The 18,622-nt window shown below is 68.3% G+C and carries 14 protein-coding genes; 5 read left to right on the top strand and 9 right to left on the bottom strand.

Translation table 11 applies throughout. The annotated features are described in order from the left end of the window. The first annotated feature begins 1 nt into the window (after nucleotide 1). From BLU38_RS22450 to BLU38_RS22440, 3 genes are all read left to right on the top strand, one after another. Entirely contained in the window at nucleotides 2-2,638 is a 2,637-nt protein-coding gene (locus BLU38_RS22450) for an ABC transporter ATP-binding protein/permease (protein WP_231919987.1), read from the top strand. A gap of 129 nt (nucleotides 2,639-2,767) precedes the next feature. Continuing rightward, the gene (locus BLU38_RS22445; protein ID WP_091527603.1) at nucleotides 2,768-3,178 is read left to right on the top strand and encodes a VOC family protein; all 411 of its coding nucleotides are present in this window, start codon (nucleotides 2,768-2,770) and stop codon (nucleotides 3,176-3,178) included. Nucleotides 3,179-3,356: 178 nt separating this feature from the next. Then, on the top strand, nucleotides 3,357-3,986 hold the full coding sequence (locus tag BLU38_RS22440) for a TetR/AcrR family transcriptional regulator (protein ID WP_231919986.1): 630 nt from the start codon (nucleotides 3,357-3,359) through the stop codon (nucleotides 3,984-3,986). A gap of 2 nt (nucleotides 3,987-3,988) precedes the next feature. On the opposite strand, the gene BLU38_RS22435 is transcribed toward BLU38_RS22440, so the two are convergent. After that, entirely contained in the window at nucleotides 3,989-5,671 is a 1,683-nt protein-coding gene (locus tag BLU38_RS22435) for a glycosyltransferase family protein (protein WP_157683618.1), read from the bottom strand. Between the two features lie 174 nt (nucleotides 5,672-5,845). Between BLU38_RS22435 and BLU38_RS22430 the strand changes: the two genes are divergently transcribed. After that, complete coding sequence (locus tag BLU38_RS22430; protein ID WP_091527601.1) at nucleotides 5,846-7,321, top strand: mannitol dehydrogenase family protein; 1,476 nt, start codon at nucleotides 5,846-5,848, stop codon at nucleotides 7,319-7,321. A 10-nt stretch (nucleotides 7,322-7,331) separates the two neighbouring features. Here the strand turns inward: BLU38_RS22430 and BLU38_RS22425 are convergent, their stop codons facing one another. The 7 genes from BLU38_RS22425 to rplU all read right to left on the bottom strand — a co-directional run bounded on the left by BLU38_RS22425 (nucleotide 7,332) and on the right by rplU (nucleotide 13,755). Continuing rightward, entirely contained in the window at nucleotides 7,332-8,483 is a 1,152-nt protein-coding gene (locus tag BLU38_RS22425) for a mandelate racemase/muconate lactonizing enzyme family protein (protein WP_091527600.1), read from the bottom strand. A gap of 74 nt (nucleotides 8,484-8,557) precedes the next feature. Beyond that, entirely contained in the window at nucleotides 8,558-9,481 is a 924-nt protein-coding gene (locus tag BLU38_RS22420) for an NADP-dependent oxidoreductase (RefSeq protein ID WP_091527599.1), read from the bottom strand. 30 nt (nucleotides 9,482-9,511) lie between these two features. Continuing rightward, nucleotides 9,512-10,450, bottom strand: a complete 939-nt coding sequence (locus tag BLU38_RS22415) for a phosphotransferase (protein ID WP_091527598.1) — start codon at nucleotides 10,448-10,450, stop codon at nucleotides 9,512-9,514. A gap of 15 nt (nucleotides 10,451-10,465) precedes the next feature. After that, on the bottom strand, nucleotides 10,466-11,584 hold the full coding sequence (gene proB / locus BLU38_RS22410) for a glutamate 5-kinase (protein ID WP_091527597.1): 1,119 nt from the start codon (nucleotides 11,582-11,584) through the stop codon (nucleotides 10,466-10,468). Further along, nucleotides 11,568-13,043: a GTPase ObgE gene (gene obgE / locus BLU38_RS22405; protein WP_091527596.1), complete on the bottom strand. Its 1,476-nt coding sequence runs from the start codon at nucleotides 13,041-13,043 to the stop codon at nucleotides 11,568-11,570. The genes proB and obgE overlap by 17 nt, the downstream gene beginning before the upstream one ends. A 111-nt stretch (nucleotides 13,044-13,154) precedes the next feature. Next, nucleotides 13,155-13,436 carry a 50S ribosomal protein L27 gene (gene rpmA / locus BLU38_RS22400; protein ID WP_091527595.1) on the bottom strand — a complete coding sequence of 94 codons (282 nt, stop codon included), beginning with the start codon at nucleotides 13,434-13,436 and terminating at the stop codon, nucleotides 13,155-13,157. Nucleotides 13,437-13,446: 10 nt separating this feature from the next. Beyond that, complete coding sequence (gene rplU, locus BLU38_RS22395; RefSeq protein WP_091527594.1) at nucleotides 13,447-13,755, bottom strand: 50S ribosomal protein L21; 309 nt, start codon at nucleotides 13,753-13,755, stop codon at nucleotides 13,447-13,449. A 255-nt stretch (nucleotides 13,756-14,010) separates the two neighbouring features. Between rplU and BLU38_RS22390 the strand changes: the two genes are divergently transcribed. Further along, nucleotides 14,011-17,532 (top strand): ATP-binding cassette domain-containing protein, encoded by a 3,522-nt coding sequence (locus BLU38_RS22390; RefSeq protein ID WP_231919985.1) that lies wholly within the window; start codon nucleotides 14,011-14,013, stop codon nucleotides 17,530-17,532. 54 nt (nucleotides 17,533-17,586) lie between these two features. Here the strand turns inward: BLU38_RS22390 and BLU38_RS22385 are convergent, their stop codons facing one another. Then, complete coding sequence (locus tag BLU38_RS22385; protein WP_091527592.1) at nucleotides 17,587-18,609, bottom strand: glycoside hydrolase family 43 protein; 1,023 nt, start codon at nucleotides 18,607-18,609, stop codon at nucleotides 17,587-17,589. Nucleotides 18,610-18,622: the final 13 nt, after the last annotated feature.

Below are 18,622 nucleotides of genomic sequence, written 5' to 3'. Positions count from 1 at the left end.
CATGCTTTCCACTATCCGGATGACCCGCGGACTGCAGCGCTTCATGCTGTTCGCCGGCTTCGCCATCGTCGCCTTCTTCATCCTGCTGGCGATCTTCGCCCCACTGATCGCCCCGTACGGCTTCAACGCCGACCGGATCGGCAGCGCCGTCTTCGGCACCCAGCAACACCCGTCCGCAGCGCACTGGTTCGGCACCACGGTCGGTGGCCAGGACGTACTCTCCCGGGTCGTCTACGGTGCCCGCACTGCAGTGATCGTGATCATCGTCGCGGTGATCATCTCGATCGTCGTCGGGGTCCCGCTGGGTCTGATCTCCGGATACCTCGGCGGACCGGTCGACCGCGTACTGGTGTTGATCATGGACGCGATGTACAGCTTCCCCTCGCTACTGCTGGCGATCGTGGTGTCGATCATCGTCGGCGGCGGCCAGAGCGGGCTGGTCACCGGCATCCTGGCCGCGGCGATCTCGATCACCGTGGTGTTCATCCCGCAGTATTTCCGGGTGGTGCGCAACGCCACCGTCTCGGTCAAGGTGGAGCCCTACGTCGACGCCGCTCGGGTCGTCGGCGCCCGGACTCCGCGGATCCTGTTCAAGCACATCCTGTCCAATGTCGCCGGCACGTTGCCGGTGATCGCCACCCTGAATGCCTCCGAAGCCATCCTCACCCTTGCCGGCTTGGGGTTCCTCGGCCTGGGCATCGAGCCGTCGGCCGCGGCCGAGTGGGGTTACGACCTCAATCGGGCGATGTCCGATGCCACCAACGGAATCTGGTGGACCGGGATCTTCCCGGGGCTGGCGATCGTGTTGATGGTGCTCGGCGTGACCCTGGTCGGCGAGAGCCTGAACGACGTCCTCAATCCGCTGCTGCGGACCCGTTCCGGCGGTGGCTCGGCCGACGAGCAGGAAGTCGCATCCGAGTTCGAGTCCACGGTCGGTACCGACGCCAAGATCACCGAACCGGTGGTGATCGACGACAAGGAGCGGAAGAAGGTCGCCACCCTCAGCCTGCAGGATCTGACCGTCCGTTTCGACACCGACGCCGGCATCGTGAACGCGGTCAACGGGGTGAGCTTCGCCGTCGATCCCGGCGAGGTGGTCGCGGTGGTCGGCGAATCCGGGTCCGGTAAGTCGGTCAGCACCCGAGCCGTCCTCGGCCTGCTGCCGTCGACCGCGCATGCAGCAGGGTCGGCCAAACTTCGCGACCGTGAATTGCTGGGCCTGTCCTCGGGTGCGCTCCGGCCGGTCCGAGGGGACCAGATCTCGATGATCTTCCAGGAGCCGTCGACGGCGCTGAACCCGGTCTACACGGTCGGCTGGCAGCTGGCCGAAGGGATCCGGGCCCATCGCAAGATCAGCCGCAAGGACGCCCGTGCCCGCGCGATCGAGCTGTTGGATCTGGTCGGTCTGCCCGACCCGGAGCGTCGGGTCGACTACTACCCGCATCAGCTGTCCGGCGGCCAGAAGCAGCGGGTGGTGATCGCGATGGCGATCGCCTGCGAACCCGATGTGATCATCGCCGATGAGCCGACCACCGCCCTCGATGTCACCGTCCAGGCAGCGATCCTGGAGCTGCTGCTGTCGCTGCGCGACCGGCTCGGCACGGCGATCGTGTTGATCACCCACAACATGGGTGTGGTCGCCGACATCGCCGACCGGGTGGTGGTGATGTATCGCGGCAACGTCGTGGAGGAGGCTCCGGTCGAGTCACTGTTCGACACCCCGCAGCATCCCTACACCCAGCGGTTGCTGGAGGCTGTTCCGCACCTGGGCCGCGGCACCGGCACCACACCGGCCGGCGACAAGGCCGACCAACTCGTGCTGACCGTTGACGATCTGGTGGTGGAGTTCCCCGGCCGGATCGGCCAGCCGTCGTTCCGGGCCGTCGATCGGGTCGGGTTCGAGATCCACCGCGGCGAGGTCCTCGGCCTGGTCGGCGAGTCCGGCTCGGGCAAGTCGACCGTCGGCCGGACCTGCGTCGGCCTGCAGAAGCCGACCTCCGGATCGGTGACCGTCAGCGGCACCGAGATCTCCGAGCTGACCGACGCCCAGCTGCGCAGCCATCGGGGACGGTTCGGCTTCGTCTTCCAGGACCCGGCCGCTTCGCTGAACCCCCACCTGACGATCGCCGACTGCATCGCCGAGCCGTTGCACGTCCAGAGTCCGCTGTCGGCCGCCGATCAGAGGGCCAAGGTTCAGCAGCTGCTGGATCGGGTCCAGCTGCCCGGCAACTACGCCGGCCGCTATCCGCACGAGCTCTCCGGTGGCCAACGGCAACGGGTCAGCCTGGCCCGAGCCCTTGCCCTCGATCCCGATCTGCTGATCGCCGACGAACCCACTTCCGCCCTGGACGTGTCGGTCCAGGCCCGGGTGCTGGAGCTCTTCGACGAGCTGCAGGCCGAACTGCAGTTCGCCTGCCTGTTCATCAGCCACGACCTGGCCGTCGTCGACTCGCTGGCCCATCGGGTCGCGGTGATGCAGCACGGTGAGCTGGTCGAGATCGGCGATCGCCAGCAGGTGCTGAACAAGCCGCAGCAGGACTACACCAAGCGACTGATCGCTGCTGTCCCGGTGCCCGATCCGGCCGAGCAGCACCGCCGTCGCGAGGCCCGCGGCAAGCTGCTCACCGACGTCAGCTGAGCTCCAGGAGGTCGACCGGACGGCTGGGACGCCTGGGGCTGCGACGAGTCGACGCCGACCTGGCATCGGCACGCCACGTCGGCGAGTAGCGGACGAGACCTGTCCTGAAGACCTCGTAGCGTCGCAGCCATGAGACTCAACTCGATCCGCATCATCACCGCCGACGTGCCACGACTCGTCACCTTCTACGAGCAGCTGACCGAGGGGACGGCCGCCTGGGCCAGCCCGCTGTTCGCCGAGATCCGGACGCCGGGGGCTGTGCTGGCGATCGGAAGCGACCGGACGGTGAGCCTGTTCGCCGAGGGCAGTGCCGAGCCGGCCGCCAACCGGAGCGCGATCGTGGAGTATCTGGTCGATGACGTCGACGCCGAATACCGGCGTCTGAAGGATCTGGAGACCGAGGTGGTCACCGAGCCGACGGACATGCCATGGGGCAACCGTGCGCTGCTGCTTCGGGATCCGGACGGCAATCTGATCAATCTCTTCACGCCCGTCACCGACGATGCTCGATATCGGAGCCGACCCGTACCAGAAGCGTAGAACCGATCGCAGGACGCCGGACTGTGGTTCGGGGGCTACCAAGCAGCGTCGCACCGCTATCGGTATCACCATTGGCACGGGCGGCCCGATATCCCTCCACCGTGCACCATAATTGGACAATCGTCAAGAGAACCGTCCGGCAATCGTCCACCCAGACCGTGAGAGGTACGGTGATCAGGTGACGACCAGGCCCGAGGCGGACTCCCCCGTCGTCGCCGACGCGGTCACCAAGGCGATGGCGCGACGCGACGAGCTGGCGACGGCTGCCCTGCGCACGTTGGGTGAGCGTGGCTACGCCAACACCTCGATCCGCGACGTCGCCCAGAATTCGGAGTACTCGCACGGCGTCCTGCACTACTACTTCGCCGACAAGACCGATCTGATCAGCCACTGCGTTCGGCTCTACAAGCGACGCTGCGTGCGGCGCTACGACCACGTCACCGACGCGACCACCGCCGATGAGGTCGCGGCCAACTTCATCGCTGCGCTGTTGCTGACCCTGCACGACGACACGTCGGAGCAACGGCTCTGGTACGACATGCGTTCGGAGAGCCTGTTCGAGCCGGCCTTCCGTGCCGACGTCGCCGCCATCGACGACGAACTACGGGCCATGGTCTGGCGGATCATCGGCCGTTACGCCGAGCTGGCCGGCCAGGAACTGATCCCCGACCCCGACACTGCCTATGCGGTCTTCGACGGGGTCTTCCAGCGGGCCGTCCAGTCCGAGGTCGCCGGTGACCCGGAGGCCGGCACCGTCCTGGAGCAACGGATCCGGTTGCTGCTGCCCCAGCTGTTGCGCAACCGCTGACCTCACTCGGTCTCAGGGAGCGTCGGCGAGTAGGCGCGACGCGACCGGGCCAGCCGGCTCTTCACCGTGACCCGGAAGCCGAGGTAGCGCCGGACGACCAGCCGTAGCTGGACCTCCAGTGCCGGCAGCGACAAGAACAGCGGCAGCAGCACCGGGAGCAGCAACCACTCGGCACCGAGTTTGAGATAAGCCAGCCGCGACCGGCCGGTCGGCCGGGTCGGCAGCATGGCCAGCGAGATCGCCATCCCGATGATCATCGACAGTCCGCCGACGAACGGCGTCCAGGCGTGCAGCCAGCCGGCCAGATCGGTCAGCCGGCTCCCCTCGACCGTCAACGGGATCGCCAACTGGTCGACGATCCGGCTGGCCACGAAGAGCAACACCGGAGTGATCGCCCACTTGTGGAAGTTGGACAGCTGCCGCAGCGTCTGCCAGGCGCGGCGCGGCAACGGGATCGACGGTGTGGTCACGTTGCGGCCCATGATGTAGGGGAAGTCGATCACGCCGTAGGACCAGCGGCGGATCTGCAGATACTGCTCGACGAGGGTCCGCAGGTATCCCTTGCCCTGCACGGCATCCAGATAGACCGGCACATGCAGCGGCCGGGTCGAGGATCGTCCATCGGTGCCGTAGTAGAGCCGCCAGTACTGTCGCGAGTCGTCGGGCACCACGTTGATCGCCCAGAAGTCGACCCGGACCAACGCCCGCATCCCGATCGCGTGCGAGGAGAAGATCCGCATCCGCCGCGGCTGGGTCGAATCCGCCATCGTCCACATCGTCGCCAGGTGACCGATCAGCCGCGAGACCGCGGGTACCTGCCACACGTTGTTGTGGAACAGCAGGATCGGCTGATAGGCGTTCACATCCCGATCCGGATCGGTGAGATAGGTCCAGGCCAACACGGTGAAGTAGTCGACCGACGCCCGGGTGTCACAGTCGAACGCCGACACCACCACCTGCTCGTCGTCGATGCCGGCTTGCAGCAGCGCCATCCTCGCCTGCCTGGTCGCCCAGGTGATGTTGGCACCCTTCACCCTGGCCTCACCGGGCAACCCGTCGGGATGACGGAGCGTCAGCAGCATCGCGAACCGGTCCCGGTACGGCGCCGCCAACCGGGCGATCGCCTCGTCGTCCCAGTCCCGGCAACGGGCCTCGAAGGACAGACAGACCACCAGCCGCCGGTGGTCATAGTCCACGGCCAGCAACGCGTCCAGGGTCTGTTCGAGGATCTCGGAGCTCTCGTTGGCCACCGGGAGCACGACCAGATGCCAGAGTCCGTTCGGACCGGGTGCGTCGGCGCCGGCGTGGATCCAGCGCAGCAACCCGGCCCGTTCCTCACTGACGTTGCGGCTGAGCCTGGGCAGTCGGGCGATCTGTTCCAACCGTTCGTACGGGTTGTTCAGTGCGGCGAGTCTGCTCCGCCAGTCGACCCGGCCGAGTCGCCGCAGCCGGACGAACTCCAGTGCCTGCCGCGCCGCCATGTCGATCGAGAGCACGGCCAGGTAGATCAGATAGCCGCAGAGCACGAGGTAGGCCAGCTGGGCCGAGAATGCCCAGAGCAGCAGCGGCAGCGGAATCGTCACCAGCAGCAGTGCCGCTGGAACGCACTCCAGCACCCGCTGCCGGCGGTAGTGCGATCGGCTGGCGAGTGGCCCCTCGGCGCTGAGGAAACTGTCGGGTGTCACGAGATGCTTGGAAATGGCAGAGTCCTCACTCGTCATCTTCAGGCGGCATCACCGGACTGGTCAACAGTGACCAGAACACGGTGAGGAGCGTAGTCGACGACCGGTCCCGTCCCGGCGACGAATCGCCCGCACCCTACGATGGGCCCAGCACCATCTCGAGGAGGATGACGCACCGTGATCGATCTCACCGCTCCGTTGCCGGAGTCTGCCGAACCCATCGCCTTGCCGACCTATGATCGGACCAAGCTCAAGCCGGCCATCGTGCACTTCGGGGTCGGCGGGTTCCACCGCGCACACCAGGCCATGTACCTCGATCGGCTGCTGCGCGACGGCAAGACCGACTGGGCGATCTGCGGGGTGGGCGCGCTCCCCCACGACGCCAAGATGCGCGACGTGATGAAGGCGCAGGATTGCCTGTACACGTTGGTCGAACGGCCTCCGCACGGCACCGAGAACGTGATCGTGATCGGTTCGATCATCGACTACCTGTTCGCCCCGGACGATCCGGATGCGGTGATCGAGAAGATGGCCGACGAGCAGACCAAGATCGTTTCGTTGACGATCACCGAGGGCGGCTACAACATCGACGCGGTGACCGGCGAATTCGACGCCGAGAATCCCGACCTGGTGGCCGAAACCAGCTCCGACGATCCGCCGAAGAGTGTGTACGGGTTGGTCGTCGAGGCGTTACGCCGTCGTCGCGAACGCGGTATCGAACCGTTCACCGTGATGTCATGTGACAACATCCAGGGCAACGGGCATGTCGCCCAGGGCACCTTCACCGCGTACGCGAAGATGAGGGACCCCGAGCTGGCCCAGTGGATCACCGACAACGTCGCCTTCCCGAATTCGATGGTCGACCGGATCACCCCGGCCACCACCGGTGACGACATCGCCGCCATCGAGAAGGATCATGGCGTCAAGGACGGCTGGCCGGTGGTCTGCGAGGACTTCGACCAATGGGTGCTGCAAGATCTTTTCCCGCTCGGCCGTCCGCCGTACGAGGAAGCCGGGGTGCAGGTCGTCGACGACGTACTGCCGTACGAACTGATGAAGCTCCGGCTCTTGAACGCCGGCCATCAGGCGCTCGGCTACTTCGGCTATCTGTCCGGCTACCGACTGGTGCACGAGGCCGCCCAGGACGAGAAACTGGCTCGCTATGTCCGTGCCTACATGGACAACGAGGGCACCCCGACGCTGCAGCCGGTGCCCGGCGTCGACCTCGACGAGTACAAGGATTCGTTGCTCGAACGGTTCGCCAACCCGCATGTCCGGGACCAGGTGCAGCGGCTCTGCCTGGAGGCCTCCGACCGGATCCCGAAGTTCGTGCTGCCGGTGGTCCGTGACCAGCTGGCCGCCGGCCGCGAGGTTCGGCTGGCCGCCGCGATCGTCGCTTCGCTGGCCCGCTACTGCGAGGCCATCGACGAGGACGGCCAACCGATCGAGATCAACGACCGGATCGCCGACACCCTCAAGGAGTACGCCGCCAAGCAGGTCGGCAGCGACGCCGACGAGCTCGCCTTCCTGACCAACCACCAGTTGTTCGGCAAGCTGATCGAGGACCAACGCTTCACCGAGCCCTATCTGGAGGTGCTGCGCTCGCTGCACCGCGACGGCGCGAAGGCGACCATCGCCCGGCTCGTCGGCTGAGCGACTCCGATCAGCGTTCGATCCCGTCCAGCAGCAGCCGCAATCCGGCTCGGGACGGGCGGCGGTGCGGACCGCTCGGGTCGGCCCAGCCGGCGCCGGGCGGGTCGCCGATGATCTTGCCTTCGGTGAGGCTGATCCCTGCCCCGGGCGCCTGTCCGAGCAGGATGCCGCCGTCGCCGATCTCCTGATCGACGACCACACCGGGTGCCCAGGTCAAGGCCTGCACCTCGGTGGTGAGGTGATTGGGAACGGCCGCGGCGGCATGTGCGACCGCGGGGTTGGCGTTGTGACCGACGATGCTGATCGGCAGGTCATGCAGGTCCGCGGCGTAGGCCAACCGGAGGAAATGGGTCACGCCCCAGACCGCACCGGCCTGCACGATGTCGACCGCTCCGGCCTCGATCAGACCTCGGAACTGGTCGACACCGGTCAGGTTCTCGCCGGTCGCGACAGCGGCTCGGACCGCCCGGCTGAGCCGAGCGTGACCGGCCGCATCCCAACGACGCAACGGTTCCTCGACCCAGGTCAGGTCGAAGTGTTCCTCCAATGCCGACAGATGGCGGACGGCCTGCTTCAGCTGCCAGGACTCGTTGGCGTCGATCATCAGGCCCGGATGATCGGTGTGCGCCGACAGCGCGTCAGCGACGATCCCGAGCCGCCGCTGGTCCGCGGCCAGATCAAGTCCGCCCTTCAGCTTGCCGGCGACGAACCCGAGGTCGGCGTAGTCGGCGTAGAAGCGATGCAGGTCCTCGTCGTCCAGGGCGATGTCCAGCCCGGAGGCATAGCCCGGGACGAACCGGTCCCGACCGCCGAGCAGCCGCCACAGCGGCTCGTCGGCGGCCTTGGCCTTCAGATCCCAGATCGCCGAGTCCAGCGCCGCGATCCCGCCGTAGGTCGCACCGGCGTGACCACTCTTGAAGACCTGGGCGAGCATCCGGTCGTACAGCGCCGAAGCAGCACGTGGGTCCTCACCTTCGACCGCCGGGAACAGCCGATCGAGATCGGCGTGCGACCCGATCCCGATGCCCTCCAGTCCGGTGTCGGTCTCGACGATCACCACCGGTACCGCGGTGACCGCGTCCGGCAGCGATCCGTTGGCGTCCCCGATCGCCCGCTGCCACGGGAAGTGGGTGGTCAGGGTGCGATAGCCGGTGATCTTCATCGGGTCCTCCGGTCGTCGGGTGCGGGTCGAGGGCCGATCCGCATCGCATCTCCGCCTTCGACGAGGAGATCCTGTCAGACGGTGACGACGACCTTGCCGCGGGTGTGTCCGGACTCGACCGCCCGATGCGCGTCGGCGGCGTGTTCGAGGTCGAAGGTCTGTGCGATCTCGACGTTGATCGTTCCGCTCGCCACCAGTCCGGCCAGCTCGGCAAGGTCGTGGCTGTCGGGACGGACCCAGACATACTGGCCACCGAAATCGTCGCGAGCCCGGGCGTCCAGGATCGACGTCACGTTACCGCCGGTCTTCAGCAGGTCCGGCACCGTGTCCATCGCCCCGACACCGGCGAAATCCAAGATCACGTCGAAGCCGTCCGGTGCGATCCGTCGGGCAGCTGAGACGAGATCACCGTGGTAGTCGATCGGCCGGACTCCCAAGCCGGCCAGGAAATCGTGATTGCCCGGCGATGCGGTGCCGACCACCGTCGCCCCGGCATGCACGGCCAGCTGCGCGCCGAATGCGCCGACCCCACCGGCAGCGCCGTGGATCAGCACCGTCGACGATGCCCCCAACCCGGATCGGCGGACCGACTGGAACGCGGTCAGCCCGGCCAACGGCAATGCAGCAGCCTGTTCGAAGCTCAGTCCGGCGGGCTTGTGCGCAGCCGTCCGCACCGGGACCGCCGCGTATTCGGCCAGCGTGCCGCCGGAGACGAGGTCGGCCCGAGCGTAGGCGAGGATCTCGTCTCCGGCTTGGAATTCAGGTGTGTCCAGACCCGGCTGCTCGACGACGCCGGCGACATCCCAGCCGGGCACCACCGGGAACCGGACGTCGAGCAGCCCCTCCAGGTAACCCTGCCTGATCTTGTAGTCCACCGGGTTCACCCCGGCGGCCTTGACCTTGACCAGCAGCGTGTCGGGTCCGATGTGCGGCGTCGGCAGGTCGGTCGGCTGCAGCACGTCGGCCGAACCGAATTCCTGGTAGGCGATTGCTCTCATATCCGTTGCCAACTCCTCGGTCGGCGACGATTATTCCCCGGCGAACCGGCGGCAGATCGCGACACAGCCCTGCCAGCCGAGTTCGGTGTCCGCGGTCCGCCGGTGTCGGCCGGCGAACCAGCTGCTGTAGCTGCCCAGATCCTCCAGGTCCCACCGCAGCCGATAGAGGTCGAGCTCCTCTGACACTATCGTCCGGCCGGTCGATCGGGTGTAGTCCTGGACGCCGCCGGTCATCCACAGATCACGGGCCGCCGGGGCGAGCCGGACGGTGTCCCAGTCGATCAGCATCGGGCCGGCTGCGGTGATCATCGTGTTGTTGGGCTTCGGCTCGCCGTGGGTGACCACCCAGTCCGAGCGGTCCCCCGCAGTCTCCGACACCATCGCGTCATAGCGGTCGAACGCCGCCGTGATCGGCTGCCGGTACCGATCGACGAGTGCGGCGAAATCGCCGGCGTACGGGCCGGTGTCGCCGATCGATCCCGGATCGGCGATCGCCGCCTGCAGGATGTCGCGGCCGTCCACCGCGAAGTCGTCGATCGGGGCGACGTCGACGAGCCGCGACGTCGCGGCGTGGATGCCGGCCACCATCGTGATCAACTGCCCGGTATCGGCGCCGTCATCGCAGGATCGTTCCAGATAAGGGTAGAGCGCGACGGCATAGCCGCCGGTGACGACCTGGAGTTGATCATCACGACCGACCAGCGGCGCGACCACGAAGTCCAGAGCGCAGTCGTGCCGGAGCCGGTAGGCGGTCCGCAGTGCGGCCGCCAGCCGACGACCGCGGACCTGATCATCGGCCACCCGGTCCGCGGTGACGAACCAAGTCTTCTGCGACGGATCGGTGGCGACCCAGTGATGACTGCCGAAGCCGATCAGCGCCGGCTCGATCCGGTCGACGTCGATCGACCAGTGCTCGGCGACCGCGGTGGCGATCTCTTCGTCGGTGATGTCCTCGGGGTGAGACCGCATGATCGGACCGGCGCCTCAGACCAGGACGATCAGCGCGTCGCGATGCACCACCGTACGGTCGTAGCCCTCGCCGAGCTCGGCGAGCAGCTCGTCGGTGTGCCGTCCGAGCAGATCGGGCAGCTCCGCGGAATCGTAATTGGCCAGCCCGCGGGCGATCAGCACACCGTCCGGTCCGACCAGGTTGACCGGGTCACCGGCGCTGAAGTCGCCGCGGACCTCGGTGACACCGGCCGGCAGCAACGACGCCTTGCGCCGCAGCACGGCATCGACGGCACCGGCGTCCAAGATCAACTCACCGCTGGCGTCGGTGGCGTGCGCCAACCACAGCAGCCGGGAGGGTCGGCGTTTGCCGGTCGGGTGGAAGTAGGTGCCGACCGGCTTGCCGGCCAACGCCTCGGCCGCGACGTCGGCGGCCGCGAGCACCACCGGAATCCCTGCCGAGGTGGCGATCTGGGCTGCGTTGATCTTGGTCGCCATTCCGCCGGTGCCGACCCCGGAGGCGCCGGCGGCGGTGACGTCGATACCGGCGAGGTCCTCCGGGCCGCTCACCTCCAGCACCCGGTGAGCTCCGGGCTGGGACGGATTGGACGTGTAGAGCGAGTCGACGTCGCTGAGCAGCAGCAGCGCATCGGCGTGCACCAGATGCGCCACCAGGGCAGCCAGCCGGTCGTTGTCGCCGAACCGGATCTCATGGGTGGCGACGGTGTCGTTCTCGTTCACGATCGGTACCACGCCGAGCTCGAGCAACCGCGCGAACGTCTGCGAGGCGTTGCGATAGTGGCTCTTGCGGGTCACGTCGTCTACGGTCAGCAACACCTGGCCGACGGTCAGCTCGGCGGCCGCGAAACGACTCGCGTATTCCTGCACCAGCAGGCCCTGACCGACCGACGCCGCGGCCTGCTGCGTGGCGAGATCGCGCGGACGGGTGCGCAACGTCAGCGGTGCCAGCCCGGCCGCGATCGCACCGGACGACACCAGGACGATCTCCCGACCGGATGTCCGGACCGAGACCAGCGCGTCGACAAGATCACCGACCCGGCGCGGATCCAGACCACCGGTGGCGGTCGTCAACGACGACGACCCGACCTTGATCACGATCCGTCGGGCGTCCAGCAGATCAGTCCGATTGATCATCGTCGTTCTCACCGAACATCCGATAGGGCTGAAGCTCACCGGCCTCCTTGGCGCGGTGGTATTCCTCGTCCCTGGCCTTGCGGCGTTGGGCTGCCGGCCGGTCGGCCAGCAGCCGCTGGTCCTCGCCTCGACGGCTGAGGATCTCCGCGCCGACCTCCACCTGCGGGGAGAAGTCGAAAACCACCGCGTCCTCGCCACCGATGGCCACTCCGTCGCCGGGGACGGCCCCGAGCTCCAGCAACTCGACCTCGATGCCGATCCGATTCAGCCGATCGGCCAGATAGCCGACCGCCTCGTCGTTGGCGAAATCGGTCTGCCGCACCCAGCGTTCGGGCTTCTCACCACGGACCCGCCACAGCTCACCCTCGCGCTTGATGGTGAATTCGGGTCCACCGCCGACCGGCTTCGGCCGCAGCACGATCCGGGCCGGCTCGGCCGCCGGTGCCGCCGCCCGGCGGTCGGCGACCAACTGCGCGCAGGCGAAGATCAACTGTTGCAGACCGTCACCGCTCTTGGTGGAGATGTCGAACACCGGCCAGCCACGTTCGGCGACATCGGCGTGCACGATCTCGGCCAGCTCCCGGGCGTCGGGGATGTCGATCTTGTTCAGCGCGACCATCCGCGGGCGATCCGCCAGCCCGCCGTACGCGGCGAGCTCGCGCTCGATCACGTCCAGGTCGGTGATCGGGTCCCGGCCCGGTTCATAGGTGGCACAGTCGATCACGTGCACGATCGCCCAGCAGCGTTCGATGTGGCGCAGGAACTCGTGGCCGAGACCGCGGCCGTCGCTGGCGCCTTCGATCAAACCCGGTACGTCGGCGACGGTGAAGGTGGTCTCGCCGGCCACCACCACACCGAGATTGGGCACCAGGGTGGTGAACGGGTAATCCGCGATCTTCGGCCGGGCCCTGGAGATCGCCGCAATCAGGGACGACTTGCCGGCGCTGGGAAATCCGACCAGGCCGATGTCGGCGACGACCTTCAACTCCAGCCGGACGGTGCGGGCCTCACCCTCCTCGCCGAGCAGGGCGAAGCCGGGCGCCTTCCGCGCCGCGGAAGCCAACGCCGCATTGCCCAGACCGCCGCGCCCGCCCTCGGCGATCACCAATCGGCTGCCGGCCCCGGTCAGGTCGGCCAGCACCTCGCCGCTTCCGGCGTCGGTGACCGTGGTGCCCTCCGGGACCGTCAGCACGATGTCCTCGCCGACGGCGCCGTTCTGGTGATCACCCTTGCCCGGCTGGCCATTGGTGGCGACCCGACGGGACTGCCGGTGATACTCCACCAACGTCGTCAGACCGGGATCGACCTCCAGCACCACCGAACCGCCGTGGCCGCCGTTGCCGCCGTCCGGGCCGCCCAGCGGCTTGAACTTCTCCCGGTGCACCGAGGCGCACCCGTTGCCGCCCTTGCCGCCGGCCACCTGCAGGGTGACGGTGTCGACGAAACTGGGAATCGCCATTCCGCACCGTCTCTCTGATCAGATCGTGAACTACTCGGATACAAGAAACAGGGGTGGCCCCGACACGAAGTCCGGGCCACCCCTGCGAAAAATCTTGCTGGAACTACCAGCTCATTCAGCCGCGGCCACGGCCTCGGCTGGCTGGTCGGCGACGATGTTGATCACTCGGCGACCGCGCTTGGTGCCGAACTGCACCGCGCCCGGGACCAGAGCGAACAGGGTGTCGTCGCCACCGCGGCCGACGCCGTCGCCCGGGTGGAAGTGGGTGCCGCGCTGGCGGATGATGATCTCGCCGGCGTTGACCTGCTGGCCGCCGAACCGCTTCACACCGAGCCGCTGGGAATTGGAGTCACGACCGTTACGGGTCGAGGACGCGCCCTTCTTGTGTGCCATCTCGCCTACCTCAGCTCTCGATCCCGGTGACCTTGACCTGGGTGTACTTCTGACGATGCCCCTGGCGCTTGCGGTATCCGGTCTTGTTCTTGAACTTGATGATCTTGATCTTCGGGCCCTTGGTGCCGCCGACGACCTCGGCCGTCACCGATGCAGCATCGAGCTTGGTCTTGTCGCTGGTGACGGTCTCGCCGTCGACAAGCAGCAGCGGCTTCAGCGCAACGCTCGCGCCCGCCTCGTCGTCGATCTTGTCGATCTCGATGACATCACCGACGGCGACCTTGTGCTGGCGGCCACCACTCCGCACGATCGCGTACACGCCTGACCTACTCTCTTCGCTGTTCTCGGGCTCGGGTGACAAACACTGACGTCACCGCGGGAATCGGTGCGCAGCTATGAACGTGAGCACACCGAGGGTCAAGATTACGCGGCGGCCGCCAAGGGGTCAAACCGAGGCCGATCGGACCGCCGGACGAGGGATGGGAAAACCGGAGGATCCTGTCAGCGGCAACGCCTAATCTCAACGGTGATGACCGAGACGCTTGCTCCCCGCTCCCCTGCTCCGGGAGCAACGATGCCACGCCCGCCGGATGATCCGAGCCGTCGGGTGGATTGGCGGCGCCTGCGCGGGCCGGTCTCGGTGGTCGCGCTGACCGCCGCCGCCGTCGCGGCGGTCGCCGCCACCCTGGGCACCGTCGTCGCGGGCCGGTTGGCCGAGCGTCCGAGCTGGGCGCTGATCGGCCTGCTGGCGATCTGCGTCGTCGGTGCCGCGGTGATCGATTCGGCCGGCAAGATCGCCTGGGTCGGCGTCGCCGACCGGGCCGAGGGCAAGCTCCGCGGTGACGTGCTGCGAGCCGCGCTGCGGCAGCCGCTGGCCGTGCTCAACGAGCAGGCCGTCGGGGAGATCCTGGACCGGGTCGACGACGATTCCCACGAGGTCGGCAACCTGCTGCGCTGGCAGCTGTGGATGCTGTTCCGCAGCATCTTCGGGACGATCCCGATGTGGATCGTCGCCGGCGTCACCTGGTGGCCGTCATTCATCCTGTTCCCGATCCTGGCGGCGGTGACCTGGCTGGCGATCCGCAAGCTGTTGGGCGAGATCGCCCGGCGCAAGGTCGTGGAGGAGATGGCCTGGACCGATCACGCCGCGGTGCTCGAGGAGGGCATCGCCGGCCGCGACGACCTGCGGACCAGCCTGGGGCAGGCGCACGTGATCGCCCGAGTGGCCCAACTCTCCGCGACAGTGCACCAGAAGTTCGGTGCTGTCGTCGACATCGAGAGCCGGCTCGGCCGACGTGCCGGGCTGCTGCTGCATTCCTTGCTGGCCGCGATCGGGATCGTCGGTGTGGCGTTGGCCGCCAGTGGCGACATCTCGGTCGCCCGGCTGGTGACGCTGTTCCTGGTCACCTCGACCTTCGTCGGCCAGATCGCGATGCTGGCCAATCACCTGCCCGACCTGCAGGCCGGTCTCGGCGCCGTCATCCGGCTGCGTCAGATGCTGTCCGCCGAACCGGAGCCGGAGGGTGGTCTCGACCTGCCTGACGACGCGATCGGGCTGGAGATCCGTGACCTCGACTTCTCCTACGCAGAGGGCAGCTTTGCCTTGCAGCAGGTCGATCTGCGGGTTCCGGCCGGTCAGACGATCGCGCTGGTCGGACGCACCGGATCGGGCAAGTCGACGTTGGCCGCGCTGATCTCGCGCGCGGTCGAGCCGCCGCCGGGCACGGTGTTCCTCGGCGGCCGCGACGTCGGTGACCTCGATCTGCAACGGCTGCGCGGCGCTGTCGGCGTGGTCACCCAGAAGACGGAGATCCTGGCCGGGACGCTGGCCGACAACATCGCCCTGTTCGACGACGAACTCCCCCGGTCGGTGATCGACGACGCCGTCGTCGAACTCGGTCTGACCACCTGGGTCGCCGGACTGCCGGACGGCATCGACACCCTGCTCGGCCCCGGTGGCACGTCGCTGTCGGCCGGTGAGGAGCAACTGGTCGCCTTCGCCCGACTGCTGGTCCGCAACGTCCGGGTGGTGATCCTGGACGAGGCCACGGCGCGGATGGATCCGCTCACCGAACGGCTTGTCGTCGCCGCCTCCGACCGGTTGCTGTCCGGCCGGACCGGGGTACTGATCGCGCACCGGTTGTCGACGATCAATCGCGCTCCGCTGGTGGCGGTGCTTGATCACGGCCGGGTGATCCAGCAGGGTGCGCGGGCGGAGTTGGCGAGTGTGCCCGGACCGTTCCGCGACCTGCTGCAGGCGAGCCGCGAGGCCGGCACCATCGACGAGCAGCCGGCGGAGGAGGCGCCGCCGGCGGATCATGCGACGTTGGATCACGCGACGCTGGATCAGGTCGGGGCCGGAGTCGGTGGCCGACGCCGTACGGGCCCGCCGCCCGCGCTGGCCGAGGTCGGCACCGGTCCGAGCCTGGCTCGCGGCATCGCGCACGCGTTGCTGATCCGGCCGGAGTGGGGCGTCCTGGGCGCGGTGCTGTTCCTGCTGGCCGCGATGACCGGTGCCCAGGGTGCGGTCACCGGTCTGATCTGGGGCCGGATCGTGGAGTCCCTGGAGCACACCGGCAGCCCGTTGTGGCTGGTGATCGCGCTGGTCGGCAGCCTGCTGGCGGCTCCGGTGATGCTGGCGGTCGCGGTCTGGCTGTATCCGCGCTGGTGGATCGAGGTGATGCTGCGGGCCCGGATGGCGGTGCTGTACGGCCAGACCAGGCAGCGCCGGCTGCCCCGGACTCCGCCCGGTGAGGTGGTCGCTCGTTCGATGGACGCCGACCGGTACGCCCGCTACGGCGACCGCTGGGTCGACTTCATCAACGGTCTGGTGATCGCCGTCGTCACCGCCCTGCTGGGCGGCACGCTGCTGGCCGGCGCGGTGCTGCTGGCGGTGATGGTGGCCTCCGCGCTGGCCTCGACCCTCGGTCGGCCGATCGCGGGCCGGTCCGCAGCGGCCGCTTCGGCGGCGCGGGCGCGGTTCGGCCGGGCCCTGGTGTCGGCCCTGGAATCGGCTCGGACGGTCAAGCTCGCCGCGGCGACCCCGCAGGTGCACGATCACCTCCGGCGGGTGGACGGCGGTCGGGTCGAGGCCGCGGTGCAGGAGCACCGGGTCCAGGCGTTCCTGGACGGCGTGCCGGTCGTCATGGTGCAGGTCGGCGTGGTCGCCGCCTGGGCGGCCTACATGGGCGACGTCTGGGGACTGGCGACCGCGCTGCTGGTGGCCAACGCGGTCAACGGGTTCGACTGGTTCGGTCGGGTCGCGGGCTCGGTGGTCACCGAGGCACCCGGGACCAGGGCCTGGCAGCGGGAGACCAGCCGGTTCGCCGGCGGCGGTGACCTGATGGATCTGCCGCCCGGCGTCGATCTGGTCGCCGGGACGGCACCGCAGCCGGTCGCGACCGAGCGGGTGCGGCTGGACGAGATCTCGCTGACCGACTTCGCCGCGATCCACGACGACGGGACGATCGGCGTCACCGGTGTCGACCTGACGGTCCGGTCCGGCGAGTTGGTGCTGCTGGTCGGGCAGGTCGGATCCGGCAAGTCGAGCCTGCTGTCGGCGCTGGCCGGGCTGATCGAGCATCGCGGCCAGATCCGCTGGAACGGTCGACCGGTCGAGGATGCCCAGATCTTCCTCCGGCCGGGTCAGGTCGGCTACGTCGCCCAGGTCCCGCGGGTGCTGTCCGGCACCTTTGCCGACAACGTCCGGCTCGGCCACGAGCGAGCCTTCGATGCTCCGGTCGCTGATGCCCGGCTGAGCTCCGACGTCGCCGACGCCGGCGGCCGGGACGCCCTCGTCGGGCACCGCGGTGTCCGGCTGTCCGGTGGCCAGGTGCAGCGGGTCGCGCTGGCCCGGGCGTTGGCCACCGACGCGGAGTTGCTGCTCGCCGACGACGTGTCCAGTGCGCTCGACGCCAGCACCGAGATCGAGTTGTGGACCGCGTTGCGGCAGCGGCACGCCACCGTCATCGGGGCCACCTCGAAGCGGGCGGCGTTGGCCCAGGCCGACCGGGTGGTCGTCCTGGTCGACGGTCGTGCGGTCGCGACCGGGACCTGGGCGGCACTGTCGCCGGCCTGGGGCCATCTGGCGGGCTGAGCCTGACCGCGCTTTGGGCCTTCCCGCGCTTTGGGCCTGACCGCGCTTTGGGCCTTACCGCGCTTTGGGTGTGAGCGGGTTCTGCACCGTCGGCCCGTCGATCACCGGGCCGTCGTCGGTGAACTTCAGCCGGGACAGCCAGACCAGCCGGCCGGACGGCTCACCGCTGGGCTGCCAGGCGTGGTAGACGTACCACCAGTGCGGACCGACCTTGATCGGCATCCCGTGTCCGGGACCGGAGGCGACGTCGTTGGCGATGAGGATCGGCCCGTCGCCGCCCTTGGTCCATGGACCGGTGATGCTCGGTGCCGACGCCCAGCAGACGCCGTAGCTCTCGTTCCAGTATTCGCCGGTCGAGTAGAGGCAGTAGTAGACGCCGTCGACGATCACCACCGACGCGCCCTCGATGGTGTACTTCTCGTACGGCCGGTCCATCCCGATGATCCGCTGCGGCTCACCCTGCAACTGCAGACCGTCGTCGGTCAGCCGTTGCAGGTAGATGTAGGACGGCAGCCCTTTGGCGTTGCCGTCGTTCTTCCACAGCAGCCACAGCGATCCGTCGGCGTCGCGGAACGGCGAGGCATCGATGCTGCCGCCCTCATCGGTCTGTGCGACCAGCGGCTCGGTCCGCTCGTCGACGAACGGCCCGCTCGGCGAGTCGGCGACCGACACCGACACCGCCTGTTGATCAAGATCTCCGCGACGGGCGGTGTAGTAGGAGTGATAGCCGCCGTTCACCTCGATCACCTCGGGCGCCCAGTGCCGCCCCGGCACCGACCAGGAGGCGATCACCGGCATCCCGTTGCCGACCTCGGTCCAGTTGATCAGGTCTGGTGAGGTCAGCACCGGCATCGCGCCCATGCTGCCGGCAGTCGAGTAGAGGTAGAACGCGCCGTCGGCGTACAGCACCGCCGGGTCGGGATGGTTGGTCGGCTCGACCGGATTCTGATAGCCGGCTGCGGCGGCTGCGTGCACCGAGCCGCCGAGTGCGGTGAACGCCAGCGCGCCACCGGTGACTCCCAGCACCGCCCTTCGGCTGATCGGGTGGGCCGGACGGGACGGGGGTACATGCGTCATGTCTTCTCCTGTG

It is taken from the genome of Microlunatus soli (assembly GCF_900105385.1).
In the GTDB taxonomy this organism is placed as follows: domain Bacteria; phylum Actinomycetota; class Actinomycetes; order Propionibacteriales; family Propionibacteriaceae; genus Microlunatus; species Microlunatus soli.
Note: the sequence above shows the minus strand (reverse complement) of the source record. Positions and strands in the feature narration are given on the sequence as shown.